Source organism: Streptomyces sp. Q2 (assembly GCF_056820935.1).
Genome location: NZ_JBXEJE010000024.1, coordinates 117,821 through 140,225, shown reverse-complemented (window position 1 = coordinate 140,225; position 22,405 = coordinate 117,821). Strand labels below are relative to the sequence as shown.

Below are 22,405 nucleotides of genomic sequence, written 5' to 3'. Positions count from 1 at the left end.
GGACCAGGACCTCGCGCCGGGGCGTCATCGTCGGTCGTCAGAGGCGCTGCCACAGGGCCGGTGTGAGGGCGGGCTGCCAGGCGCCCTGCGCCTGATGCGCCTGCAGGCACTGGTAGGAGACCCCGTCATGGGTCACCCGCGCTCCGACCTCGTAGACCTGCCCCGTGGCCCAGCCGCCCGACTGGCTGTCCTGGGGGGCGGGCGTACCGCTCTCGCCCGTAACGGTCTTGAGGGTGAGGTCGTACTCGCCGAGCAGCGGGTTGATCGGCTGGTAGAAGGTGTTTCCGCCGCTCGTGCAGTCGCCGGAGCCGCCCGACGTGACGCCCTGGGCCTGGGTTCCCGAGACGTAGGAGCCACCGGAGTCGCCCGGCTCCGCGCACACCGTCGTGCGGGTCACGCCGTCGATGGTGCCCTCGGCGTAGCTGACGCTGGTGTCGTGCTGCTCGATCGTTCCGCAGTGCCAGCCCGTGGTGGAACCGGACCGGCAGATCGCGGCGCCCGCCAGGGCCTGAACCGAGCCGGCGATCTGGACGTTCTGGTCGCCTTCCGCCTTCACGTCGGGCGTCGCGGTCCAGTCACTGTTGACGCCCACCCACGACATGTCCTGACCGGGGAAGACGGAGGCCTGGAAGGTGCCCTGGTCGACCTTGTTGAAGCCGGTGGTCTTGGCCCCCGCCCTCCCGCAGTGGCCGGCCGAGGCGAACCCCTGCTGGTCGCCCTTGGTGACGGCGAACCCCACGGAACAGCGAGCCATGTCGTCGACGTAGTAGGCGTCACCGCCCCGGACGTCGTGCAGGGCGCGAGGCCGGTCCGCCGACACCCTGACGTTCACGACCCCCCGGCCGACGCCGGCGGCCGCGATGAGCCTGTCCGCGGCGGCACGGCTCGTCGCCTGCACCGTCACCCGATTGGTCCGCACGTCGACGTACCGGACCGGCGTGTCGAGGGCCTTGCCGGTGACGGCGCCGTCCAGCCTCGCCTTGGCCTTGCGCAGGTCCTCCAGCCCGGTCTTGACGACCGCCGCCCGCGCTCCACCGGCCTCGATGGCGGCGACGTCCGCCGCGTCGGTGGTCGCGACGGTCAGCTCGGCGGAGGTCGCCCCGCGCACCCATGCGCCCGCGAAGTGCTTGCCCAACGCGTTCTGCAGCCGGCCGGCGCGCGTGCCCGCCTCCGCCTCGTTCACCAGGCGCGTCCTGGCCTGGCTGTCCGTCAAGCCCAGATCGCGCCGCAGTGCGCTCAGTACCACGGGCGACGGGCCGGCGGCGCCGAGCGTCTCGGCTGCGGTGGGCGCCGGCGCGGGGGGCTCGACGGCCGCGGCTTCGGGTAGCCCCGTGAGCACGAGGGCGCCGAGCACCGTCAAGGCGGCACAGCCGACTCCGGCGTGTCTGTGGACCATCGGGTGTCTCCTCGGTCTTCGGTGGCGGAAGGGCCTCGAAACCCTAGGTTTTGCCGAAAAGGGCTCAGAAGATGTCCGCTTCCCGGCCGTTCCGCGCATCGGACGACAGGAACAGCCCGCCCGGCGGAGTACGGGATGCTGACGGGCCGGCATACCGGGTACGGGTGCCTCACACGGGCGTGAGGCCTGGGTTGCCGGCCTCGGACACGAAGGACGCGGTGGTCCTGATCGGCGCCCCCGGCGTCGTCACGGCGGACACGGTCTTGAAGTCGGCCCGGGCCGCCTGCCGGTCCAGTTCGACCCTCACATAGCCGCGCTGCCCGTTGTAGAACTTCAGATGCGGGTTGGCCTTGAGGTAGGTGTCCCAGTTGGGGGGCCTCTCGACGCCGTCCCTGCCGCTCGCGACGGACGTGGCGACGATCTCCGTGCCCAGGGTGGTGGACGCCGGATCGTCGAAGTCGTCCTTGATGTCGAAGGCGTAGCCGACGTGCACGTCCCCGGTCATCACCACGAGGTTCTCGACCCCGGCCGACTTCGCCCCGTCGAGGATCCGCCGACGCGAGGCCCGGTAGCCGTCCCAGGCGTCCATCGACATCTTCGCCTCGGCGTTGAGGTCGAGTTTGCGCTGCGAGAAGCAGACCTGTTGCGGCATCACGTTCCACAGGGCCTGCGAGGCGTGCCAGCCGTCGATCAGCCAGCTTTCCTGCGAGGCCCCGGTGATGGTGCGCGACGGGTCGTCCACCTCGGCGCCGAGAACGTGTTTGGTGTCCCCGTACAACTGGTCGGAGCGGTACCGCCGGGTGTCGAGGACGTCGAACTGGGCGAGCGTGCCCCACTGGAGTCGACGGTAGAGCCGCAGGTCCGGACCGCTCGGCAACTTCGCGCTGCGCAGCGGCTGGTTCTCCCAGTACGCCCGGTAGGCGGCGGCGCGCCGCAGCAGGAACACCTCCGGCGGGTCGTCGTTCTCGCTGATGGAACCCGCGTAGTTGTTCTCCGTCTCGTGGTCGTCCCAGGTCACGACGAAGGGGTGCGCGGCATGCACCGCCCGCAGGTCCGGATCGCTCTTGTAGAGGGCGTAGCGCAGCCGGTAGTCCTCCAGCGTCGTGGCCTCGTGGTTGAAGACGTCGGGCAGCTTCCGGTCCGTGTACTGGCGCGCGCCGCCGGTGGAGTTCACGGCGTACTCGTACAGGTAGTCCCCGAGATGGAGGACCACGTCGACGTCGTCCTGGGCGAGGTGGCGGTGCACCGTGTAGTACCCGTCGTGGTACGCCTGGCAGGCGACGGCGGCGTACTTGAGCGTCGCGGCGGCGGCGGTGGTGGCAGGCGCCGTGCGGGTACGGCCCGTCTCGCTGATCCAGGCTCCGGTCTTGAACCGGTAGTAGTAGACGCGGTCGGGCTCGAGGCCCTCGACCTCGACGTGCAGGGAGTGGTTGTACTCGGGATAGGCGACGGCGACACCGCTGCGGACGGTCAGGGCGAAGCGCTCGTCGATGGCCAGCTCCCAATGGACGACGACGTACTGCTCGGGCAGACCGCCGCCCGTCTCATACGGGGCGGGGGCGAGCCGGGTCCACAGCAGTACGGAGCCGGGGAGCGGGTCTCCGGAGGCGATGCCGAGCGTGAACGGATCGGAGGAGATCCTCGCCGCGTCGAGTTCGCGTGAGCCCGCCGCGCCGCGGGCCGGCAGGTTGGTGGTGAAGGCAAGGGCGGCGGCCGCTGCGGTGACCGTGAAAAAGCGGCGCCGCCCGAAGTGCCGGGCGGCGGCCCGCAGTTCGGGGTCGTGTCGCGAAGAGGTGTCCTGCAGCAGCGATCTACGAAGGCCTGTCGAGGCCATGGGGTCTCCTCTCGCGGTGGGTTGCACGAAGGACCTGTGAGCCACGTACGACAAAGCCGTATGAAGCAGACGCCTGAATGCTAAGCAGGCAAAGATCGCAATTACGGCAGGTGCGGGATCCTGAGAGCGTCGGGGCCGTCTTTCGTGCCTCGCGCCGGGCCGCGCCGTCGATCAGAAGTGTGTGGAAATCCCGAAGGCGCGGCGCAGTTGTGCCATGTCGTGCCGATCGCGGTGCGACGGCTCGTATCCCTGGTGGAAGAAGACCTGCTGCTCGGCGGACAGGCACGGGACGGGCAGCCCCCGGATCGTGCCCGTCACGAAGCACGAGGACGGGTAGGGGAAGGGACGGTCCGGTTCGGGTGAGGCCTGTTCCGCCGAGCCGTCCGCGGCGAAGACGAGCGGGTGAAGGTCGATCTCCCGCCCGTCGGGAGCCGTCACGACGAACCGGACGGGCCTCCAGTCCAGACTCTCGGCGAAACCCGCCTCCGCGAGAGTTGCCGTCACCGTGGCCTCCTGGTCCTGCCGGTGCATCAGGTCCAGGTCACGGTGGTCTCGGGTCTGCTCGCCGATCAGGGCGTCGATTCCCCATCCGCCACCGATCCAGACGTCCACCTCCGCCCGCCGCAGCAAGGCCAGGACGGACACCACGTCGTCGGCTGTCATCACCGGCACAGGCTAGAACCGTTTCGCCTCGTTCGGCGCACGCTCGGGTGCCGTCCGATCACCGAGATGAGGTCGCCCGGGACGCCGGAAGATCCCCGGCGGCCCCGCGCGAGGCGGCGGCCCGACGGGTCGGTGAGCAACCACACTCGGCGCGGCAAGCACTCGTGGGCGAGGGGGATTTGGTGCCCGGAGCGCGCTGCGGCGGGGTGCGCGGTCGTCGGCTCGCCCGTCCCGTCTGCCACGATGGTCCGCGCCGTGACCGACTCGGTGGAGTGACCGCGCGGCGCAGCCGGCGTCCCTCGGTTTCGCCGACCCGTTCGACTTCCTGCCTCGCCACTCGGTTACCGCACCGTGTCTTCCGCATCCTCGCCTTCGTCTTCCCCCGCCCCCGCCCCCGCCCCCGCCCCCGCCCCCGCCTCTGCCTCCGCCTCGAACGTTTCTGCGGCTCCGGTCACGGAGGCCTCACGCTCGCCGTGGCGGTCCCTGCGGTACCGCAGCATGCGCTGGTGGTCCGTCGCGAACTTCGTGTCGAACGCCGGCACCTGGATGCAGCTCACCGTGCAGAACCTCCGGCCCGGCGGCGCCGGCTGATCGGCCCGCCGTCGACCCGAGTTCCCGCGGTCGCCGCGAACACCGTGGTCATCCCTCCGTGCCGCCAGGCGGCGCCGGTGTGGTCTGGAGGGCGGCGAGCTCGTCGCCGGTGTCCTCGGCCTCCCAGCGCAGCAGGTCTCCCGGCTGGCACTCGAGCACCTCGCAGAGCGCGGCGAGGGTCGCGAAGCGCACGGCCTTGGCGCGGCCGTTCTTGAGCACCGCCAGGTTGGCGGGCGTGATGCCGACGCGGTCCGCGAGCTCGCCCACGGACATCTTCCGCTTGGCGAGCATGACGTCGATGTCGACGACGATCGGCATCAGATCACCTCGGCCGGCTCGGCCTGCAGCTGCGCCGCTTCGACGTCACGTGCGACGGCCTGGGCGAGCAGCATCCGCAGTACGAGCACGATGAGCGCGACGCCCAGGATGCCCGGGGCGATCCCGCCCAGCAGGAGCACGACGCCAGGGGCGACATCCTCGCCCGGCGCCAGGACCACTCCGAGCGCGAACACCAGGAGCGCGGCCGACACCATCGCGCCGATGACGGTGTGCACGTACCGGAAGGCGGCGGCGGAGAACACCGTTCCCCGCCGCACCATCGTCACCAACCGCCACACGCAGACCAGGACGGCCTGGACCGTCACCATCCCGAGGACCACGATCACGAGGACCGGCGTGCGCCGGTCGAAGTCCCGCAGGTCGGCGGCCGGCAGTGGCACCATCACCGCCTGCACGCCCACCGAACCGGCGAGCAGCACCACGAGCACTGTCAGCTTCCCCTTCGTCTCTCTTTCGATCGAGAAACGATGGAAATTTATCGATATTCGATAGGTGCGGCAAGCGGGGTCGCATCAGACGGCGATTGCGACGGATCAGTACTCGAGTTCGGGGCGGAGCGGTCCGCCCACCGCGTGGAGGTGCCGCAGTACCTGGGCGTAGGAGTCGAGGAGCCCGGTCTCGTGGTAGGCGATGCCGTGCCGGGCGCAGAACGTGCGCACGATCTCCTGGGCATGGCGCAGGCTGGGCCGCGGCATGGAGGGGAACAGGTGGTGCTCGATCTGGTAGTTCAGACCGCCGAGGGCCAAGTCGGTGAGCCGGTGGCCCCGGATGTTGCGTGAGGTGAGTACCTGTCGGCGCAGGAAGTCGACCTTGTCGTCCTTGGCGAACATGGGCATGCCCTTGTGGTTGGGCGCGAACGAGCACCCCATGTACAGCCCGAACAGTCCTTGGTGCACGGCGATGAAGCACACGGCCTGAACAGGGGGCAGGACCAGGAACACGGCCGCGAGGTAGCCGACGAGGTGCGCGATAAGCAGTCCCGCCCCGGACAGCCTGCTCGCGCGCGAGTCACGGGTACCGGCGCGGTCGAACAGCGCCCGTACGCCGGCCACGTGCAGGGCGAGCCCCTCCAGGAGCAGCATCGGGAAGAACAGCCAGGCCTGGTGACGGCCCAGCCAGGCGTACGCCCCGGTGCGCACGCGCGCCTGGTCCTCGGTGAAGGCGATCGCGCCGTCGGCGATGTCGGGGTCGCGGTCGACGTGGTTGGGGTGGGAGTGGTGCCGGTTGTGCTTGGCGATCCACCAGCCGTAGCTGAGGCCGATCAGCAGATCGGCGTGCACCCGGCCCAGCAGGTTGTTGACGCGCTTGGAGGCGGCGATCTGGTGGTGCCCGGCGTCGTGTCCGATGAACCCGGTCTGGGTGAACATCACCGCGAGGAAGGCGGCGGTCAGCAGCTGCCACCACGACTCCCCGATCAGGGCGAACGCGGTCCATCCGGCGGCCAGCAGAAGCAGGTTCGCCCCGACCTTGACCGAGTAGTAGCCCGGGCGCCGCTTCAGCAGCCCGCTCTGCTTCACCTCGCGGGACAGCACGGCGTAGTCGCTGCCCCGGCTGCCGGGCGGGGGTTGTGTGGTCCCGGCGGGATCTGCCGGATCGGTGCCCCGGTTCATGATGTCAGTGGTCACGGATTGCCTTTCGAAGTGCGTGCGGGCCGGTGCCGGCGCGGGGGCAGGGCGTCGGATGCGTGAGGCCCGTGGGGAAGCAACGCAATGCGGGCCCGCGGCGCGGGCCTGCATCAAAACGGGGTGTCCTCAGAGCGCGCGGACCTGGTCGGCCCGCAGGAACATCGAGGTGTCGATCGCCGAGTGGGGGGCGAAAAGGTCGGCCATGTGCGGTCTCCTTCGAGATGGCGAGTACGTCGGAGTACGCGCGCTCGCGCGTATTCCGGGCTGCTGGTCGCCAGCCGTCGAAGAAAACCCCGAAAGAACGAAGCGCCCGCCTGTCAGAACTCCGCGGGCGCTCACACGTTCGCAAACTTCAACTACAACCACTCCTTACAACGTCCGGGGTGCCGGCAAGGTTCCCGGCCGGGCCGGGCAGCGGCCGGGCCACGCCCGGACGGTCGGCTCCGGGGCCGGCGGAGGAGTACGGTTGCGGTATCGAGCGCACCTCGCACGCCGTCATCCTTTCGGCGTCGCCCTCGGAGCACGGCACAGGCCGTCCGTATCCCGTTCCGCGCCGCGCCCCGCATCGGCGGTTTCCTGTTTCCCGAGGTCCCGAGAGGCATCCCGGGACCTCACGCATGACCCCGGCACCACAAAACTGAATGATTGAGGAAGCGCATGAGCCTGAAGACCCTCGGAGTACTCGCCTCTTCCCGCAAGGAGAACGAGTTCCGGCTGCCGCTGCACCCCGCCCACATCGAGCGGATCGCGCCGGACGTCCGCGAGAGGATCTTCCTCGAAGAGGGGTACGGGGACCGGTTCGGTGTCGCCGACGACGCCCTGCGGCCGCTCGTGGCGGGCCTGCGCTCCCGTGAGCGACTGGTCGCCGAGTGCGACGTGCTGCTGCTGCCCAAACCCGTGCACGAGGACGTGGCCGCGCTGCGCGAGGGCCAGGTGCTGTGGGGATGGCCGCACTGCGTGCAGGACGAGAAGATGACCCAGCTCGCCATCGACCGACGGCTGACCCTCATCGCCTGGGAGGCCATGAACCACTGGACCTCCACGGGCGCCTTCAGCGTCCATGTGTTCCACAAGAACAACGAACTCGCCGGCTACTGCTCGGTGCTGCACGCCCTGCAGCTCGGCGGGCTGACCGGCAGCTACGGGCGCCGCATGCGCGCGGCGGTCATCAGCTTCGGCGCCACGGCGCGCGGAGCGGTCACGGGCCTGGGCGCCATGGGCGTCTCCGACGTCACGGTGCTCACCCAACGCGCCGCGGCGGCGGTGGCCTCGCCGATGCCGTCGGTCGTGATGGGCCACTTCGAGGAGCATGAGGAGGATCCCTCACGACTGCGGGCCGTCACCGCGGCCGGTTCCGTGCCGATGGCGGAGTACCTGGCCGGGTTCGACATCGTGGTCAACTGTGTCCTTCAGGACACCGACGCGCCGCTGACGTTCGTCACCGACAAGGAGCTGGCCCTGTTCCGGCCGGGGACCATCTTCATCGACGTCTCCTGCGACGAGGGCATGGGCTTCGAGTGGGCCCGGCCGACCACCTTCGGCGAGCCGATGCACACGGTGGGCCGGGGCTGCCACTACTACGCGGTGGACCACAGTCCGTCCCACCTGTGGAACTCCGCGACGTGGGAGATCAGCGAGGCGCTCCTGCCGTATCTGCGCAAGGTCATGAGCGGCCCCGAGGCCTGGGACGCCGACGTCACGGTCAGCAAGGCCATCGAGATTTGCGACGGTGTCGTGCAGAACCCGAAGATCCTGTCCTTCCAGCACCGGACGGCCGCCTATCCCCACGCCCCCGAGGCCCCGGCCGGTGCCCGCACCCCGGCGATGAGCTCCTCGGCCCACCCGGCCTGACAGACCGCCGGCCGGGCGTGGTCACTTCTCCCGCGGGAGCGTGACCGGCCGGTCGTCCCTCAGTTCCGCGAAGAGTTTCCGCGCCCGGCGGTCGTCCCACTTCACGGCGCTGCCCTTGGAGGTGGCGAGGGCGGGGTCGGAGACGGGCACGTTGATCTGTCTGCCGCCGCCCGCCGTGACGCCCCGCATCGCCTGGAACAGCGACATGAGATCCGGTAGCTCCGTGTCCTTGTCCACGACGAGCGTGTCGAGGCCCGCGCCGAGGGCCGGGAACGCCTTCGCGGGGTTGAGCAGCGTTTGTGGAGTGACGGCCTTCTCGGCGAGCGCGGCCAGGAACCTCTGCTGGTTGCGGGTGCGTCCCAGGTCGCCCTGGGCTTCCTGTTTGCGCTGCCGGACGAACGCCAGCGCCTGGGTGCCGTCGAGGGTCTGGCAGCCTTTCGCCAGGTCGGCGCCCGAGTTCTCGTCCTTGACGGCACGGTCCAGGCACAGGTCCACGCCGCCGACCGCGTCCACCACGCCGACGAAGCCCGCGAAGCCGATCTCCGCGTAGTGGTCGACGTGCAGCCCGGTGTTGCGTTCCACGGCCCGCACGAGCAGGTCGGGGCCGCCGAGGGAGAACGCGGCGTTCAGCTTGTCGGGCTCGGCGCGGTGGTTCCTGCCGGTCTCGGGACGGACGTACGGCGGGAGGGTCACCCACGAGTCGCGCGGCAGGCTCATCATCGTGGTGCCGTTGGCGCCCGTGTGCAGCAGGATCATCGAGTCGGTGCGGCGGCCCTCGGCGGAGCCGGTGCGCAGGTCCTTCCGGGCCTGCTCGGACAGGCCCTCGCGACTGTCGGAGCCCACGATCAGGTAGTTGGTTCCCCGCCCGTCCGCCGGGCGGTCCGGCAGCGCACCGAGGTCGACCTCCTGGTCGAGCTCGGTGTCCGCCCACACGTAGGTACCGACGCCGGAGACGGACAGCGCGCAGACCAGGAGGACCGCCAGCCGCGTGACCCTGCGGCGCCGGGTGGGAGGCGGCTTGGGAGAGCGACGGCCGCCCGCTTCCCCGGCAGGCCCGCGCCCGTGGTTCGTGCGGCCCGGAGTGGCGGGGGAGGGCATGCCCGGCAGTGGTGCCGTACGCGTCGTGGGCAAGGCCGCGTTCCCTCGCGTCACCCGTCCCGTGACGACGCCCGGTGGCTCCCTCACACCACCGCTCAGGTCGTAGTGGCCCGCCGGGCGGTCGGTCCCGTCACTCATCAGCCTGCTCAGTCCCTCACCACATCGGGATCATCTCGTCGGCAGGCTCTTATACGAGGCCGGACCTCCGATCTGTTCAGCGGCCGTACCGGAACGCTTCATGCGCTGCCACGTCAGCCGGCTGCCCAACAGGGCGGCGACGACGGACTGGATGACGACCAGGTACATCAACTGGCGGTAGACGAAGAGCTGGAAGGGCATCGACCACAAGGCCCGCCTGCGCTCCCCGTCGAGCTTCAACGCGTATCCGGCGCAGACCAGTTGGACGCCCAGGAAGGCGAACCACACCGCGGCCGAACTCAGCGGATCGAGGAACAGCACCCCGTACAGGGCGAAGACGTCGATGACCGGCGCGAGCAGCGGCAGGACGACCTGGAACAGTGCGAGGTAGGTGAGTCCGCGCCGGCCGAAGCGCCCGGCCACGCCCACCTCCAGGACGGCACCGCGGTGCTTCCACATGGCCTGGATGGTGCCGAAGCACCAGCGGTAGCGCTGGCGCCACAACTGGCGCAGCGAGGTGGGCACTTCGGTCCAGGCGACGGCCGACTCCTCGTAGAGCACCCGCCAGCCCGCCCGCCACAGCGCCATCGTGAGGTCGGTGTCCTCGGCGAGGGTGTCGTCACTGACCCCGCCGACGCCCGTCAGCGCGTCCCGGCGGAACGCCCCGATGGCACCGGGGACGGTGGTCATGCACTCCAGCACCTCGAACATCCGGCGGTCGAGATTGAAGCCGAAGCAGTACTCGAGGTGCTGCCACTTGGCGAGCAGGCCGCGCCGGTTGCCGACCTTGGTGTTGCCGCTGACCGCGCCGACGGCCGGGTGCGCCAGCGGCTGCACGAGATGGTGGATGGCGTCCGGTTCGAAGACGGTGTCGGCGTCGACCATCACCACGATGCCGTGACTCGCGTAGGCGAGGCCGGTGTTGAGTGCGGCGGCCTTTCCGCCGTTGGGCTTGCGGATCACCAGCACGCGCGGATCGCGGATGCCCTCGGCGAGCTCCGCCGTACGGTCGGTCGAGCCGTCGTCGACCACGATGATCTGCAGGTGGGGATAGTCGGAGGCGAGCAGGGAAAGGACGGTGGACTCGATCCCGGCCTCCTCGTTGTAGGCGGGCACGAGCACCGTCACCGGTTCCGTCACCTCCCGCAGCCAGGGCGCGCCGGGCCGGGACTGCTCCAGACGCCGGACGTGAGCCCGTGCGAAGACGGCGAGCAGCGTCAGGCGCAGCACCCCGAGAGCGCCCGCGATGCCGAGCGTCCAGGTCATGGCGTTCGAGAACGCGTGCCCGACGTTGGTGGCCTGGACGAGGGTGGTGCCGCCCCACCGCTCGAGGGCCGACACCGGGGCGTACGGGGTGAGCCGGAGTCCCGCCGAGACGGTGGTGAAGCGGTCGACACCCCGGTTCTCGAGCAGCTTCTCCGTCTGCCGGTACGCGGTTGCCGTCTGGCTGAGCTGCCGGACCAGGCCCTGGGCCGGTTTCCGGGACGCCTTGTCGGCGGCGACCAGGACGTAGCCCTGGGCGGTGGCGCGCCGTGCCGCCTGCCACTCGCGGCCGCACAGGGTGTCCGGCGAGGTGGTCCGCGGCATCCGCAGCAGGTTGGTGCGAAGGCCCGCGGTTCCCGCCAACGCGCTCTGGGTCAGGTCCAGTTCGGCGGCGAAGCGGGCGGACGACGTCTCACCCAGGGCGGCGCCGGTGTAGGTGTTCGAGCCGATCTCGTGCCCCTCGTCGCGGATCCGCCGTACGAGGTCGGGATGGCGGGCCGCCTGGGAGCCGATGAGGAAGAAGGTGGCGCGTGCCCGGTGCTGCCGCAGCAGGTCGAGCAGGCGCGGGGTCCACACGGGGTCGGGGCCGCCGTCGAAGGTGAGGGCGACGGTGCGGGCGGGCATCGAGCCGGTCTGTATCCCGTTGCGGTTGATCCCCACCACCGGGCCGCCGCCCGCCACGGCGTCGGGTACGGGCGAGGTGCAGGCGGACCGGGTCTTCGCCGCGTCGACCTCGTGGTTGGTCCACCCCTCGAAGAGCAGGGCCCCGAACATCGCGGGAAGGACGAGTATCAGTAACAGCCAGTGTCCGCGCGGGTCGCGGGACTGCTTGTGCCGTGCTGTCACGGGACGTCGTCCCCCCTTGCGGCCGAGGTGCCGAGCAGAGGGCAAGTGGCCTGTGGCACAGGCGACTTGAAGCGCCTCGCGCCCCGACGAGCCACGTTCCGGGCCGTTCTTCTCCAGTCGTGGGTGTCGGGGCGCGAGGCGCGAGGGGACGTCTTCTTCCACTGCCTGACGGGACTGGAGTTACGCATGGGGCGCGAGTCTAGCCACAGCTTTTCGCTTGCATGGCCGTAACACCGAGCCTCACAGGAACTCGGCGTCCGGTCACTTGTAGGCGATGGCCGACGCGTCGTAGCGGCAGGACGTGCCGTCCGGGCCGCTGCCGACCTTGCTGGGTTCCGCGCCGGTGGTGTTGCCCTGGAAGCGCTCGCAGACCGTGATGTCCCTGCCGCTGCCGCCGACGATCGTCACACCGGAAAGGGTCGCGGTGTCCCCGTAGTTGGCGTTGACGCCGGCCAGCACCTTGCCGGGGGCGGTCACCCTCACGTTCTCGATCACGACGTGGCGCTTGTACTGCGTTTCGCAGTTGCCGCACGAGCGGTAGAGCTTGCCGAACTCGGCGACCTGGAAGTTCCTGATCGTCAGTGTGCCGGCGCCGTTGTGCTGGAAGACCTTGTCGTCCGCCTTGCGCGCCCCGCCGCCGACGACGAGGTACGTGGCCGAGGGCGAGGTGCCCTTGAAGGTGGCCGCGTCCTCGCCGACGTCCTGCCACCACACGTTCTGCAGGGTGCAACTGCCCAGGCAGTGCACGCCGTCGGCGGCCGGCGCGCCGAGGACGACGTTCTTCAGGACGGCTCCGTCGGCGAGTTCGAAGACCGGGTCCTGGTCCTCGTCCTGCCCGGCTCCGCCCAGGGCGCCGGAGCCGTAGAAACGTCGCAGGCCGCCGTCGTAGCTGCCGGAGACCTTGATGGTGGACGTCACCGCCCTGCCTCCGGTGGCGGTAGGCCAGGAACCGAGGGCGGAGACGGGTGAGGGGCGCCTGGCGGCGGACGCGGACGCGCTCTTGCTCGCTGAAGCCGAAGCCGAGGCCGAGGCCGAGGCCGAGGCGGAAGCCGACACGGACGGTGAGGGGGAGGAAGCCGATGCCGAAGCCGCAGGGGAAGACGACGCCGAAGCGGGCGGCGAGGACAAGGACTTGGCCGCCACCGGTCCGGAGTCAGGTGACCTCATCAGCAGGCCCCCGGTGATCGCGCCCCCGACCAGAGCGGTGGCCACCACGCTGATCAGAACAGTGCGACGGTTCGTTCTCCCGCGCCGCGTCCGGCGGTGCAGGGCTGCTCTTGTACTCACGGGGTGACCTTCGTTCGGCGGTTCGCGGTTCGTGGAGCGCGTCACCCACCAGTCGCCACCGCTCCCGCAAAGGTTGCCGGAATTCTCCGCCGGTCGTCGGCGCCGACGGCTTGGCGACAAGGTGTCGGCCGCCCGGGCGGCGGCGGCCGCGACGCGACGCGGCTCGCCGCCAAGTGCCGACGACGGAGCGGCAGGACAAGGCGGCGCACCCTGACGGGCGAACGCGCCCGTACCGTCGAAAGGAGCCGTGCGGCCCGGGAAAAATGCTGGTCAGCGGGCACTCGCCGAGGCGTGGGACGGGACACCGGCGTCCGGAACGGTTGCGGCGGATCACGGGGCTTTCCACGGTGGGCGCAGGAACAGCGTCATGGAAAGGAACGTGCATGCGTCCCCTGATAACCCGCGGTCTCCTCCTGCCGCCCCTGCTGTGCTCGGCCCTGCTGCTCGTCCCAGCCGGCACCGCCGCTGCCGCGAGCGACACCTCCACGGAGGCCGCGGCCCGGGCCGCCGTGGCACGTTCCGCCCCGGCGGCGGACGCCGTCATGGCACGGCTCGACGCCCTGGAGAGCGCGGACCGCACCGCCGTCTTCACCCCGCTCGTCGACGCGGTGCGCTCCATCGCCGTGTCGGAGGACGGTCGTCTCGACCCGGCAGAGGCCGCCGCGTACGAACACGCCGTACGGACCTCGCATGCCGCTGTTCAGCAGCGGCTGGCCTCTGCGGTGCCGGGGGCCGCGGCAGCCGACCCGGTCTCGGATCTGCTCGCCGAGCTCCAGTCGTCGGTCGACGGAATCCTGGGGGCGCTCACCTCGCTCGACCTGGACGCGGTGCTGGGCCAGGTCACGGGGCTGCTGACGCCGGTGGTCGGACTGGTCACGGGGCTGCTGGGCGGCGGCGCGACAGGGGCGACCACCATGCCCACGGCGGACCTCCCGGCGGCGACGGAGCTGACCAGCGTGCCCACGGCGGACCTCCCGGCGGCGACGGAGCTGACCAGCGTGCCCACGGCGGACCTCACGGGGGCGACGGAGCTGACCGGCGTGCCCACGGCGGACCTGCCGGCGGCGGCACCGCCGGCCGGCTGAACCGGGCCGTACCCCCTTCGGGGAAGAACGCGGCAACCCGCCGGGCGTCGGCGGCGACACGAAGGTGAAATCCCGTACCCCACCAAGGGAGTTCACCATGCGCACCCGCATCGCGCGTCTGATCGCCGTCCTCGCCGCCCTGGCCGCAGTGTTCGCCCTGCCGGGCATGTCGGCGATCCCGGCACAGGCGGCGGCGAACCCGGCCGGGGCCGCGGCCCTCCCGGCCCAGGCCGCCGACGACTGGAATCCCCCCGCCAACCTGGTCCAGCCCCTGAACGAGGTCTGGAACCACGTCCAGTCGACCTACCCGGACCTGTACGGCTTCCGGAACTACGGCTGGGACCAGGTCATGGCCAACAAGGGAAGCGTCAACTACTGCGTCCGCTGGGAGTCCGACGCCCCCGTCAGCGCCGCCCTGCGCGACCGCATCCACACCGCCCTGAAGAAGCAGTTCGGCAAGTGGATGGCGGCGATGGTCGAAGGCGGCAAGGGACACAACGCCTGGCCGTACACCACCGTCCCCGTCAACATCGTCGGCTGGGCGGTCAAGTCCCGCTCCACCCTGCAGTGGACCGACAACTCCGTCGACATCTACGCGGGCAACCTCGACGACGGCGGCGCCCCGCAGTGCGCGCCGGACTGCGGCCGCTTCTTCCACCAGGACGGCGACTACTCCAGGTGCCCGGGCGGCGCGGCCCGCCACTACGACCAGTCGCTGTGGCTGACCAAGGGATTCCAGGGCGGTGCCGGCGGCGACTGGGGCCAGCGGGTCGGCCAGGAGTACTTCACCGGCGCGCTGGACCAGGAGAACATCCACATCTACCTGCACGAGGTCGGCCACACCTTCGGCCTCGACGACTTCTACGACTGGACCCCGACCGGCCAGTGCTGCTTCCTCATGAACGCGGGCAGTGCCGCGCAGATCACCCAGTTCGACACGTGGATGTTCCGCGACTTCTGGCGTCACGTGAAGAACCGCTACGGCTACTGAGACCCGTCGTAGCGGATCATCCATCCGGCCGGCTCTCCGCCCGGTGAGATCATCCGCGTATGAACCTGAGCGCGGAGCACCAGATGATCGCCGTCCCCGCCGGACAGGTCACGCTGGCCGACCGGCGGACCGAACGCAGCTGGCAGGTCGGACTCGCGCCCTACCGGCTGTCCGCGTACCCCGTCACCCAGGAGCTGTACGCCCAGGTGACGGGGCAGCGTCCCAGCGCCGCGCGCGGCGACCGGTTACCCGTCGAGCAAGTCTCCTGGTGGGACGCGCTCCGGTTCTGCAACGCACTGTCCGAGCGCGCCGGCCTGACGCCCGCGTACCACCTCCACTCCGACGGCGAGGGAGTCGACTGGGACGCGGACGCCGACGGATACCGGCTGCCGACCGAGGCGGAGTGGGAGCACGCCTGCCGCGCCGGCACCACCGGGCCGCGGTACGGGCCCCTCGACGAGATCGCCTGGTACCGCGGCACCTCGGACGAACGGCTCCACGAGGTGGCCGGCAGACGGCCGAACCCGTGGGGTCTGTACGACATGCTCGGCAACGTCTGGGAGTGGTGCTGGGATCTCTACGACCCGGAGGTCTACGGCAGTTACCGGGTCCTTCGGGGCGGCGGCTGGTTCGACGAGCACTGGAGCTGCCGGGCGTCCGTACGCCGGCGCAGCCATCCGACGTTCCGGGTGGACGACGTGGGGTTCCGCGTCACGCGTTCCGCGACGTACGGCTAGCCGACCAGGGTCTGGATGCCGAGGACCGAGAGCAGCCGCAGCCGCTCGGCGTCCTCCGTGCCGGGCCGGGCCGTGTAGACGATGACGCGCAGATCGCTGCCCGCCACGCTGAGCACGTCGCAGTCCAGCCTCAGCACACCCACCTGCGGATGCTCGACGGTCTTGCGCGAGCCTTCCAGCCGGCCCACCACGCCCGCCTCCCACAGCTCGGCGAACCGTGCGCTGTTGGCACGCAACTCCACGATCAGGCGCCCCAGTTGCGGGTCCGTCGGGTACCTCTGGGCGGTCGCGCGCAGTTCGGAGACCATGGCGACCTCGAAGGCGCGCATCTCCTGCGGAGTGTGCCGGACCCGGGTGCTCGCACCCATGAAGTTGCGCCAGACGCCGTTGCGTTCGAAGCCGCGCAGTGCCGACGGATCACCCATCAGCGCCGCGTACATCGGGTTGGCCAGGAGCAGCGTCCAGGCCGCGTCGGAGACCCCGACGGGAGTGTCCACCAGCCGGTCCAGCAGCCGTTGGACGCTGGGTGTGATGTGGGCGGGCACCGTTTCGGGGCCCGGCGGCACCAGCCCGGCCAGCCGGAACAGGTAGGCCCGCTCGTCCCCCGTCAGGCGCAGCGCGCGCCCCAGGGCCTCGACGACCTGCCCGGACGGGTGGGATGCCCGGCCCTGTTCGAGGCGGGTGACGTAGTCGACGGAGATCCCGGCCAGCAAGCCCAGTTCCTCGCGCCGCAACCCGGCAGCGCGCCGCCTGTCGCCGGTGGGCAGACCGGCCGCCTCGGGGGAGACGCGGTCGCGCCAGCGGCGCAGTGCGTGTCCGAGTTCCGTCGCAGTCATGCCCCCAGTGAACACCGTCCGCCCAGGACGTGCCTGGTACCCGCACTCCCAGGAAGAAGGGTCTCTGGCCGATCGCGGCACCGCGCCGGAACCTGGACGCATGACGACAACACTGATCACCGGAGCCAACAAGGGCCTGGGCTTCGAGACCGCTCGCCGGCTCGTCGCCGCGGGCCACACGGTCCACCTCGGAAGCCGCGACGCCGAGCGCGGACGCCGGGCCGCCGCACTGATCGGCGCCCGGTTCGTCCTCCTCGACGTCACCGACGACGCCTCCGTCGAGGCCGCGGCGAAGACCGTCGAGGCCGAGGGCGGACTCGACGTCCTCGTCAACAACGCCGGAATCGAGGCGAGGGGAGAGGGCAACAGCGTGATCGGCGCCGCGGAGGTGACCGCCGACCAGATGCGGACCGTGTTCGACACGAACGTCTTCGGCGTGGTCCGCGTCACCCACGCCTTCCTCCCGCTGCTGCGCCGGTCGGCCGCGCCGGTCGTGGTCAACGTCAGCAGCGGCCTGGCCTCGCTGACCGCGCTCTCCGACCCGGACCATCCGGCGTCCTTCTACCCGGGTGTCGCCTACCCGACGTCGAAGACGGCGGTCAACGCGATCACCGTGCAGTACGCGAAGGCGTTCCCGGACATGCGGATCAACGCCGTCGAGCCCGGCTACACCGCGACGGACCTGAACGGGAACACGGGCACGCAGACCGTCGAGGAGGGCGCCGAGATCATCGTGCGGATGGCCCAGGTGGCCCCGGACGGTCCCACCGGAGGCTACTTCGACGCCGAGGGCCGACTGCCCTGGTGAGACCCGGCCGACCCCGGCAGCTCCGCAGGCGGTCCTCCTCGCTCGGATGACGGCGTGCTCGGATGACGGCGTGCTCAGATGACGGCGTGCTCAGATGACGGCGTCGGCCCGCAGTGCCTCGATGTCGTCGCGGCCGCGGCCGAGTTCCGTGAGGATCGCCTCGGTGTGCTCGCCCACGCCCGGTACGGGGTCCATGCGCGCCGGCAGCCCCGCCAGGTCGGCCGGCGGCAGCAGTGCCCGCACCGTTTCCCCGCCCGGTACGCCCACGTCGCGCCAGCGGCCACGGGCGGCGAGGACCGGGTGGTCGAGGAACCCGGCGATGTCGTTGACCCCGGCGCAGGCGATGCCGATGGTCTCCAGGTCCTTCAGGACCTCCTCGGCGTCGGAGCGCGCGACGCGCTCGGCGACGACGGCGTTGAGGTCCTCGCGGTGGGCGACCCGGTCGGAGCCGGTGGCGAAGCGCGGGTCGCCGGCCAGGTCGGGCCGCCCGAGGAAGTCGGCGCACAGCGCGACCCACTCGCGTTCGTTCTGGATGGAGAACAGCACGTCCTTGCCGTCGGCGGCCGTGTAGGCGCCGTACGGCGCGATGGTGGCGTGCTGGGTGCCCAGGCGCGGGGGCTGGGTGCCGCCGTACCGGGTGTAGTTGGCGGGCTGACCCATCCACTCGGCCAGCGCCTCGAACAGGGACACCTCGACCGGGTGTGCCGTGCCGGTGGTGGCGCGGGTGAACAGGGCGGTGAGGACGCCGGTGTAGGCGTACATCCCGGCCGCGATGTCGGCGACCGAGATGCCGACGCGGGCGGTCTCGTCGGCGGTGCCGGTCAGGGACACCAGGCCCGTCTGGCACTGCACCAGCAGGTCGTACGACTTGCGGCCGGCCCACGGGCCGGTCGTGCCGTAGCCGGAGATGGTGCACGGGATCAGCCGCGGCCACCGCTCCTGGAGGAGGTCCACGCCCAGGCCGAGCCGGTCGGCGGCTCCCGGTGCGAGGTTCTGGACGAACACGTCGGCGCCGTCGAGGAGTTCGTGCAGGATCTCGCGGCCCCGGGGGGCCTTGAGGTCCAGCGTGAGGGACTCCTTGGACCGGTTGAGCCACACGAAGTAGCTGGAGTGGCCGTGCACGGTCGTGTCGTAGCGGCGCGCGAAGTCGCCGTCGCCCGGCCGTTCCACCTTGATGACCCGGGCGCCGAGGTCGGCGAGCTGCCGCGTGGCGAAGGGAGCGGCGACCGCCTGCTCCAGGCTGACCACGGTGATCCCGGACAGCGGAAGCGGCGGCAGGCTCATGCGGCTGCGCCGAGGGTCTCGACGGCCCGTACCAGCGGGGCGAGTTCGGGGTTCCGCGCGGCCTCGTCGAGGGCTTCGCGCAGGGCTGCCTCGTTGGTGGGGCGGGCTTCTTCGAGGAGTTCGCGACCGGCGGGGGTGACGTCGGTGTAGATGCCGCGGCGATCGGTGGGGCACAGGTAGCGGGAGAGCAGGCCGCGGTCCTCGAGGCGGGTGACCAGGCGGGTGGTGGCGCTCTGGCTGAGGACGACGGCGTCGGCGACCTGCTTCATCTGCAGGTGGCCGCCCTCGCCGTCGTGCTGGCGGCCGAGGACGTCCAGCAGGGAGTACTCGCGCACGCTCAGGTCGTGTCCCGCCTGCAGGGCCCGCTCGATGTGGGCCTCGATCCTGCCGTGCAGCAGGGAGAGGGCGCACCAGCCCTGCGCGAGAGCGGTGAGTGCGGGGTCTGTGGCGGTCATGGGGCCTGCTCCTCCGTCCCGAGGTGACTGACCATCCAGGATAGGGCATGCTTGAAATTTCCAGCGTATGCGCTTATAGCGCGCATGCAAGCATTGTCTATAACTCCGTGGCCGTCCCGCACGCGCCCCCGATAGGGTCCGGACCCCCACTGTCACCAGGCACGGAGAGTGAGCCCCATGACCGGCCGTCGAGCCACCACCACCCTCTGGCGTCCCACCGGACCCATGGAGCTGGCGCTGGTCCGTGCGCTGGACTGGCGTGCCTGGCCGCCACGACTGCCCGAGCAGCCGATCTTCTACCCGGTCCTCAACGAGGACTACGCGGTCCGGATCGCCCGGGACTGGAACGTCAAGCACGACGGCGCCGGCTACGTCACCCGCTTCGAGGTCGACACCGAGTTCCTCGGCCGCTACCCCGTCCAGCGGGCCGGCGGCCGGACGATCCTCGAACTGTGGGTTCCCGCCGAGGAGCTGGACGAGTTCAACGACCACATCGTCGGCAGGATCCAGGTCGTCCACGAGTTCCGACCAGGTGACCGCCCCTCGGCGCCCGCGTGACCGCTACGACCGTGCCAGGTGCCTCATCGTCAGGGCCAGCTGCAGTCTGAGCCGGCCCTGCGGTGTGCGCAGGGGCCAGCCGAGCAGGTGCTCGGCGTGGGTCAGCCGGTCCTGAAGCGTGGAGTGGTGCACGTTGATCTCGGCGGCCGCCGCGCGCAGGCTCGCCGTCGCGGCCACGGCGTGCAGGGTGGCCGGCAGCCAGGGCGTGGTCGCGGCCGCCGCTTCCAGCGCCCGGACGTCGGGCGGCGGTTCGGCGCCCGGGGCGACCAGGCCGGCCAGCAGGGCGATGCCGCCGAGTTCGTCGGCGTACACCACACGCGGTCCGGGGTCCTGCGCGGTGCCGTCCGCGGTGAACCGCAGGGCGGTACGGGCGGCGGCCCAGGAACGCGGCAGGTCCAGGACCGGGACGGCGGGCCCGACGCCGAGCCGCCCGGTGGGGAGTGAGGCATCCGGGTGCGCGGCGACGATCCGGGGCCGGCCCTCGCGCGGGGCCAGGGCGCGTGCCGGTGCCGCGGGGTCCAGGCCCAGCCCGCGGGCCGCGTGCAGCCGGGCCGGTTCCGGGGCCGAGGCGTCCAGGACCGTCTCGATCAGTGCGGGATCGTCGGCGCGGGCCCGCCCCCGGGTGCGGTCGAGGACGAGCCGTACGGCGCCGGCGGCCCGCTCCAGGATCACGGCGTCGACCACGCTGGGCGCCGCCTCCGCCCGCTCCAGCCACAGGGCGGCGACCCCGCCCGGCGCCAGCGCGGCGGACGGCCAGGCAGCGTCCGGTGGACGGTCCGTGTCCCGGCGGGTGCCGTCGGCCTCGACGCGGACGTGTACCCGCCGGTCGGCGTCGACCAGCCGCGCGGGCACCCCGGCCAGCACCGCGGCCCCACGGACCAGCGCCTCCAGCCCGGCCCGGGACTCGGCCAGCCGGTCGAAGTAGGCGATGACCCGGACGGCGGCGCCGGCGTCCGGGTCCAGCGCGGTCAGGCGCCCGGCCAGCTCTTTCATGCGTCCATGGTGCGCTATGCGGTCCCGTTCCGGGGAGCCTGCGGGATGCGGCCACTTGCGGCGTGTGGTCCGGAGGCCGGTCGGTGCCTCAGTGGTCGCTGCCCAGGAGTCTTCGCAGCCGGGCGGACTGCGCTGCGTTGGCGGTCTGCGGGAGTGTCGCCTGCGGGCGACGCCTGTTGCGGCGTGTGGTCCGGAGGCCCGGTCGGTGCCTCAGTGGTCGCAGCCCAGGAGTCTACGCAGCCGGGCGGACTGCGCAGCGTTGGCGGTCTGCGGGAGTGTCGCCTGCGGGCGAAGCCTGTTGCGGCGTGTGGTCCGGAGGCCCGGTCGGTGCCTCAGTGGTCGCCGCCCAAGAGCCTGCCCAGCCACGCCGACTGCGCCGCGTTGGCGGTCAGCGGGTGCGTTGCCTGCGGGGGAAGCCTGTTGCGGCGTGTGGTCCGGAGGTCCGGTCGGTGCCTCTGTGGTCGCTGCCCAGGAGTCTTCGCAGCCGGACGGACTGCGCTGCGTTGGCGGTCTGCGGGTGTGTTGCCTGCGGGCGAAGCCTGTTGCGGCGTGTGGTCCGGAGGCCCGGTCGGTGCCTCAGTGGTCGCCGCCCAAGAGCCTGCCCAGCCACGCCGACTGCGCCGCGTTGGCGGTCAGCGGGTGTGTTGCCTGCGGGCGAAGCCTGTTGCGGCGTGTGGTCCGGAGGCCCGGTCGGTGCCTCAGTGGTCGCCGCCCAGGAGCCTGCCCAGCCACGCCGACTGCGCCGCCCGGGCCGTCTGCGAGAGCGCCGCCTGCGGGGCGAAGCCGTCGAAGCCGTGGAAGCCGCCGGGCCACACGTGCAGCTCGGCCACCCCTCCCGCCTGCCAGAGCCGGGAGGCGTAGGCGACGACCTCGTCCCGGAAGGTCTCCGCGGAACCCACGTCGAGGAAGGCCGGCGGCAGTCCGGACAGGTCCTCGGCGCGGGCCGGCGCCGCGTACGCGGACACGTCCGGACCGCCGCGCGCCTCGCCGAGCAGCGCTCCCCAGCCGGTCTCGTTCGCCGTACGGTCCCACACGCCGAGGCCCGCCATCTGGTGGCTGGAGACGCTGTCGTTGCGGTCGTCCAGCATCGGGCACATCAGCAGCTGGCCGATCAGCCGCGGACCCTTGCGGTCCCGCGTGAGCAGCGCCAGCGCCGCGGACAGACCGCCGCCCGCGCTGGCGCCCGCCACGACGATGCGGTCCGGGTCGCCGCCGATCTCCGCCGCGTGCTCGGCCGTCCAGACGAGACCGGCGTAGACGTCCTCGACCGGCGCCGGGTGCGGATGCTCGGGCGCCAGCCGGTACTCCACCGACACCACGACCGCGCCCAGTTCCTTCGCCCAGGCCAGCGGCCCGTCCACCCCGAACCGGTTGGTGCCGAGGATCATGCCGCCACCGTGCACGTGGTACACGACGGGCTGCGGCACACCAACCAACTCAGGAGCGGTGGGCCGGCAGATCAGCAGCGAGATCTCGGGAGCACCCGCGGGCCCTGGCACCGTACGGTCCTCGACCTTGAAATGGCCGTCCATGGTCAGGTCCGGCTCGGCCAGCAGCTGGACGCCCGGGCCCTGGCGTACGGCGTCGATCTCGTCCGGGGTGAAACCGGGTGACACAAGGTCCTTGATCATTTCCAGGGCGGCGGCGAGTTCCGGGTCGAACGGGGGCGGGACGTGGCTCATGGGATCTCCTGACGCGGGGCGCGGCGCTTCGTTGCGCCATGATTC

The 22,405-nt window shown here is 71.4% G+C and carries 20 protein-coding genes and 1 pseudogene; 7 read left to right on the top strand and 14 right to left on the bottom strand.

What is annotated here, in order from left to right:
• Positions 1–37: 37 nt before the first annotated feature.
• The 3 genes from ACWBNA_RS26690 to ACWBNA_RS26680 all read right to left on the bottom strand — a co-directional run bounded on the left by ACWBNA_RS26690 (position 38) and on the right by ACWBNA_RS26680 (position 3,893).
• Positions 38–1,396, bottom strand: coding sequence for a carbohydrate-binding protein (locus ACWBNA_RS26690; RefSeq protein WP_482707045.1), 1,359 nt, complete (start codon positions 1,394–1,396; stop codon positions 38–40).
• Positions 1,397–1,565: 169 nt separating this feature from the next.
• Positions 1,566–3,230: an alkaline phosphatase D family protein gene (locus ACWBNA_RS26685; protein WP_482707044.1), complete on the bottom strand. Its 1,665-nt coding sequence runs from the start codon at positions 3,228–3,230 to the stop codon at positions 1,566–1,568.
• A 171-nt stretch (positions 3,231–3,401) separates the two neighbouring features.
• Positions 3,402–3,893: a nucleotidyltransferase domain-containing protein gene (locus tag ACWBNA_RS26680; RefSeq protein ID WP_482707080.1), complete on the bottom strand. Its 492-nt coding sequence runs from the start codon at positions 3,891–3,893 to the stop codon at positions 3,402–3,404.
• Between the two features lie 351 nt (positions 3,894–4,244).
• Between ACWBNA_RS26680 and ACWBNA_RS26675 the strand changes: the two are divergent.
• A pseudogene (locus tag ACWBNA_RS26675) lies at positions 4,245–4,463 on the top strand (MFS transporter); the annotation flags it as partial.
• A gap of 69 nt (positions 4,464–4,532) precedes the next feature.
• Here ACWBNA_RS26675 and ACWBNA_RS26670 read toward each other — a convergent pair.
• The 3 genes from ACWBNA_RS26670 to ACWBNA_RS26660 all read right to left on the bottom strand — a co-directional run bounded on the left by ACWBNA_RS26670 (position 4,533) and on the right by ACWBNA_RS26660 (position 6,433).
• Positions 4,533–4,802: a helix-turn-helix domain-containing protein gene (locus ACWBNA_RS26670; protein WP_482707043.1), complete on the bottom strand. Its 270-nt coding sequence runs from the start codon at positions 4,800–4,802 to the stop codon at positions 4,533–4,535.
• Positions 4,802–5,206: a DUF2975 domain-containing protein gene (locus tag ACWBNA_RS26665; protein WP_482707079.1), complete on the bottom strand. Its 405-nt coding sequence runs from the start codon at positions 5,204–5,206 to the stop codon at positions 4,802–4,804. Before ACWBNA_RS26665 ends, ACWBNA_RS26670 begins: the two co-directional genes overlap by 1 nt.
• A gap of 150 nt (positions 5,207–5,356) precedes the next feature.
• Entirely contained in the window at positions 5,357–6,433 is a 1,077-nt protein-coding gene (locus ACWBNA_RS26660) for a fatty acid desaturase family protein (protein ID WP_482707078.1), read from the bottom strand.
• Positions 6,434–7,105: 672 nt separating this feature from the next.
• Between ACWBNA_RS26660 and ACWBNA_RS26655 the strand changes: the two genes are divergently transcribed.
• Positions 7,106–8,299 carry a N(5)-(carboxyethyl)ornithine synthase gene (locus ACWBNA_RS26655; protein ID WP_482707042.1) on the top strand — a complete coding sequence of 398 codons (1,194 nt, stop codon included), beginning with the start codon at positions 7,106–7,108 and terminating at the stop codon, positions 8,297–8,299.
• Between the two features lie 21 nt (positions 8,300–8,320).
• Here ACWBNA_RS26655 and ACWBNA_RS26650 read toward each other — a convergent pair whose 3' ends face one another.
• The 3 genes from ACWBNA_RS26650 to ACWBNA_RS26640 all read right to left on the bottom strand — a co-directional run bounded on the left by ACWBNA_RS26650 (position 8,321) and on the right by ACWBNA_RS26640 (position 12,700).
• Positions 8,321–9,535, bottom strand: a complete 1,215-nt coding sequence (locus tag ACWBNA_RS26650; protein ID WP_482707041.1) for an LCP family protein — start codon at positions 9,533–9,535, stop codon at positions 8,321–8,323.
• Between the two features lie 30 nt (positions 9,536–9,565).
• The gene (locus ACWBNA_RS26645) at positions 9,566–11,572 is read right to left on the bottom strand and encodes a bifunctional polysaccharide deacetylase/glycosyltransferase family 2 protein (RefSeq protein ID WP_482707077.1); all 2,007 of its coding nucleotides are present in this window, start codon (positions 11,570–11,572) and stop codon (positions 9,566–9,568) included.
• 333 nt (positions 11,573–11,905) lie between these two features.
• Positions 11,906–12,700 (bottom strand): pectate lyase, encoded by a 795-nt coding sequence (locus ACWBNA_RS26640; RefSeq protein ID WP_482707040.1) that lies wholly within the window; start codon positions 12,698–12,700, stop codon positions 11,906–11,908.
• Positions 12,701–13,314: 614 nt separating this feature from the next.
• On the opposite strand from ACWBNA_RS26640, the gene ACWBNA_RS26635 reads away from it, so the two are divergent.
• The 3 genes from ACWBNA_RS26635 (at position 13,315) to ACWBNA_RS26625 (ending at position 15,744) form a co-directional block, all read left to right on the top strand.
• Entirely contained in the window at positions 13,315–14,016 is a 702-nt protein-coding gene (locus ACWBNA_RS26635) for a hypothetical protein (RefSeq protein WP_482707039.1), read from the top strand.
• A gap of 97 nt (positions 14,017–14,113) precedes the next feature.
• Complete coding sequence (locus tag ACWBNA_RS26630; protein ID WP_482707038.1) at positions 14,114–15,007, top strand: hypothetical protein; 894 nt, start codon at positions 14,114–14,116, stop codon at positions 15,005–15,007.
• 59 nt (positions 15,008–15,066) lie between these two features.
• On the top strand, positions 15,067–15,744 hold the full coding sequence (locus tag ACWBNA_RS26625) for a formylglycine-generating enzyme family protein (RefSeq protein WP_482707037.1): 678 nt from the start codon (positions 15,067–15,069) through the stop codon (positions 15,742–15,744).
• Here ACWBNA_RS26625 and ACWBNA_RS26620 read toward each other — a convergent pair.
• Positions 15,741–16,580 carry a helix-turn-helix transcriptional regulator gene (locus ACWBNA_RS26620; RefSeq protein WP_482707036.1) on the bottom strand — a complete coding sequence of 280 codons (840 nt, stop codon included), beginning with the start codon at positions 16,578–16,580 and terminating at the stop codon, positions 15,741–15,743. The genes ACWBNA_RS26625 and ACWBNA_RS26620 overlap by 4 nt on opposite strands.
• A gap of 100 nt (positions 16,581–16,680) precedes the next feature.
• Between ACWBNA_RS26620 and ACWBNA_RS26615 the strand changes: the two genes are divergently transcribed.
• Positions 16,681–17,388: an SDR family oxidoreductase gene (locus tag ACWBNA_RS26615; protein WP_482707035.1), complete on the top strand. Its 708-nt coding sequence runs from the start codon at positions 16,681–16,683 to the stop codon at positions 17,386–17,388.
• Positions 17,389–17,478: 90 nt separating this feature from the next.
• On the opposite strand, the gene ACWBNA_RS26610 is transcribed toward ACWBNA_RS26615, so the two are convergent.
• Both ACWBNA_RS26610 and ACWBNA_RS26605 read right to left on the bottom strand, forming a co-directional pair.
• Positions 17,479–18,672: a CaiB/BaiF CoA transferase family protein gene (locus ACWBNA_RS26610; protein WP_482707034.1), complete on the bottom strand. Its 1,194-nt coding sequence runs from the start codon at positions 18,670–18,672 to the stop codon at positions 17,479–17,481.
• The gene (locus ACWBNA_RS26605) at positions 18,669–19,127 is read right to left on the bottom strand and encodes a MarR family winged helix-turn-helix transcriptional regulator (RefSeq protein WP_482707033.1); all 459 of its coding nucleotides are present in this window, start codon (positions 19,125–19,127) and stop codon (positions 18,669–18,671) included. Before ACWBNA_RS26605 ends, ACWBNA_RS26610 begins: the two co-directional genes overlap by 4 nt.
• A 177-nt stretch (positions 19,128–19,304) precedes the next feature.
• Here ACWBNA_RS26605 and ACWBNA_RS26600 point away from each other — a divergent pair, with 177 nt between their 5' ends.
• A complete protein-coding gene (locus tag ACWBNA_RS26600; RefSeq protein WP_482707032.1) occupies positions 19,305–19,685 on the top strand; it encodes a hypothetical protein in 381 nt (126 codons plus the stop codon).
• A gap of 3 nt (positions 19,686–19,688) precedes the next feature.
• Here the strand turns inward: ACWBNA_RS26600 and ACWBNA_RS26595 are convergent, their stop codons facing one another.
• Both ACWBNA_RS26595 and ACWBNA_RS26590 read right to left on the bottom strand, forming a co-directional pair.
• A complete protein-coding gene (locus ACWBNA_RS26595; protein WP_482707031.1) occupies positions 19,689–20,678 on the bottom strand; it encodes a helix-turn-helix domain-containing protein in 990 nt (329 codons plus the stop codon).
• Between the two features lie 698 nt (positions 20,679–21,376).
• Entirely contained in the window at positions 21,377–22,360 is a 984-nt protein-coding gene (locus ACWBNA_RS26590) for an alpha/beta hydrolase (RefSeq protein WP_482707030.1), read from the bottom strand.
• Between the last annotated feature and the right edge of the window lie 45 nt (positions 22,361–22,405).

Coding starts and splice junctions, on each gene's coding strand:
- ACWBNA_RS26590 (WP_482707030.1), bottom strand. CDS start 22,360: ATGAGCCACGTCCCGCCCCCGTTCGACCCGGAACTCGCCGCCGCCCTG.
- ACWBNA_RS26615 (WP_482707035.1), top strand. CDS start 16,681: ATGACGACAACACTGATCACCGGAGCCAACAAGGGCCTGGGCTTCGAG.
- ACWBNA_RS26605 (WP_482707033.1), bottom strand. CDS start 19,127: ATGACCGCCACAGACCCCGCACTCACCGCTCTCGCGCAGGGCTGGTGC.
- ACWBNA_RS26645 (WP_482707077.1), bottom strand. CDS start 11,572: ATGTTCGGGGCCCTGCTCTTCGAGGGGTGGACCAACCACGAGGTCGAC.
- ACWBNA_RS26685 (WP_482707044.1), bottom strand. CDS start 3,230: ATGGCCTCGACAGGCCTTCGTAGATCGCTGCTGCAGGACACCTCTTCG.
- ACWBNA_RS26600 (WP_482707032.1), top strand. CDS start 19,305: ATGACCGGCCGTCGAGCCACCACCACCCTCTGGCGTCCCACCGGACCC.
- ACWBNA_RS26635 (WP_482707039.1), top strand. CDS start 13,315: ATGCGTCCCCTGATAACCCGCGGTCTCCTCCTGCCGCCCCTGCTGTGC.
- ACWBNA_RS26620 (WP_482707036.1), bottom strand. CDS start 16,580: ATGACTGCGACGGAACTCGGACACGCACTGCGCCGCTGGCGCGACCGC.
- ACWBNA_RS26665 (WP_482707079.1), bottom strand. CDS start 5,206: ATGGTGCCACTGCCGGCCGCCGACCTGCGGGACTTCGACCGGCGCACG.
- ACWBNA_RS26655 (WP_482707042.1), top strand. CDS start 7,106: ATGAGCCTGAAGACCCTCGGAGTACTCGCCTCTTCCCGCAAGGAGAAC.
- ACWBNA_RS26650 (WP_482707041.1), bottom strand. CDS start 9,535: ATGAGTGACGGGACCGACCGCCCGGCGGGCCACTACGACCTGAGCGGT.
- ACWBNA_RS26625 (WP_482707037.1), top strand. CDS start 15,067: ATGAACCTGAGCGCGGAGCACCAGATGATCGCCGTCCCCGCCGGACAG.
- ACWBNA_RS26660 (WP_482707078.1), bottom strand. CDS start 6,433: ATGAACCGGGGCACCGATCCGGCAGATCCCGCCGGGACCACACAACCC.
- ACWBNA_RS26595 (WP_482707031.1), bottom strand. CDS start 20,678: ATGAAAGAGCTGGCCGGGCGCCTGACCGCGCTGGACCCGGACGCCGGC.
- ACWBNA_RS26670 (WP_482707043.1), bottom strand. CDS start 4,802: ATGCCGATCGTCGTCGACATCGACGTCATGCTCGCCAAGCGGAAGATG.
- ACWBNA_RS26680 (WP_482707080.1), bottom strand. CDS start 3,893: ATGACAGCCGACGACGTGGTGTCCGTCCTGGCCTTGCTGCGGCGGGCG.
- ACWBNA_RS26690 (WP_482707045.1), bottom strand. CDS start 1,396: ATGGTCCACAGACACGCCGGAGTCGGCTGTGCCGCCTTGACGGTGCTC.
- ACWBNA_RS26610 (WP_482707034.1), bottom strand. CDS start 18,672: ATGAGCCTGCCGCCGCTTCCGCTGTCCGGGATCACCGTGGTCAGCCTG.
- ACWBNA_RS26630 (WP_482707038.1), top strand. CDS start 14,114: ATGCGCACCCGCATCGCGCGTCTGATCGCCGTCCTCGCCGCCCTGGCC.